Here is a 796-nt window from a genome sequence, read left to right as displayed (position 1 = left end):
TGTCGAACGGTACAGGAATATTAACCTGTTTCCCTGATTCGGCGTACTCGAATTACGGTACGTCTTAGGACCGACTAACCCTCGGCTGATGATCATTGCCGAGGAAACCTGGCCCCTTCGGCGGTCAAGATTTTCACTTGACTATGCTGCTACTATTACCAGGATTTTCGTTTGTGAACGGTCCACAGGACTTCACAGCCCTGCTTCTGCCCGAACACAACGCCCTCCTACGAGATTACCTATACGGTACTCCGTGGTATCGGTGGTCGGCTTGAGCCCCGTCAATTTTCGGGGCCCCAAACCTCGACTGGTGGTCTGTTACGAACTCTTTAAAGGATAGCTGCTTCTAAGCTAACCTTCCAGCTGTTTTGGGCTTGGGACGCCCTTTAGTGTTTACACTTAGCCGACACTTGGGGACCTTAACCACGGGCAGGGTTGTCTCCCTTACGCACTACAAGCTTACCCCAGCAGTGCGGACTCCGACCGTCTACGGTGTGGGTGGGTTTGGAGTTTGACAGAAGAGCGAAGAATTTCTTCCCCGGATTCCCCAATCAGTGCTCTACTCCACCAACGACCTCGGGTCAGGTCATGCTACGACATGTTTCGGAGGGAACCAGCGGATGCCGGGCTAGATTAGCATTTCACTCCGAGACGTGGGTCACGTGAATGATTTGCAGATCAATACCACTTGCGGTCCTCCACGCAGCTTTCGCCACGCTTCAACCTGCCCACGCCTAGATCGCCCGGCTTCGGGTCTTATCCCGGTGACTCCGCGCACTTGTATACGCCGTGCCTC

The 796-nt window shown here is 54.1% G+C and carries 1 rRNA gene; it reads right to left on the bottom strand.

Annotation, left to right across the window (positions count from 1 at the left end):
• Positions 1-796 (bottom strand): 23S ribosomal RNA (locus tag MmiAt1_RS08010); the annotation flags it as partial.

The organism is Methanimicrococcus hacksteinii, from assembly GCF_032714515.1.
Lineage (GTDB): Archaea > Halobacteriota > Methanosarcinia > Methanosarcinales > Methanosarcinaceae > Methanimicrococcus > Methanimicrococcus hacksteinii.
Note: the sequence above shows the minus strand (reverse complement) of the source record. Positions and strands in the feature narration are given on the sequence as shown.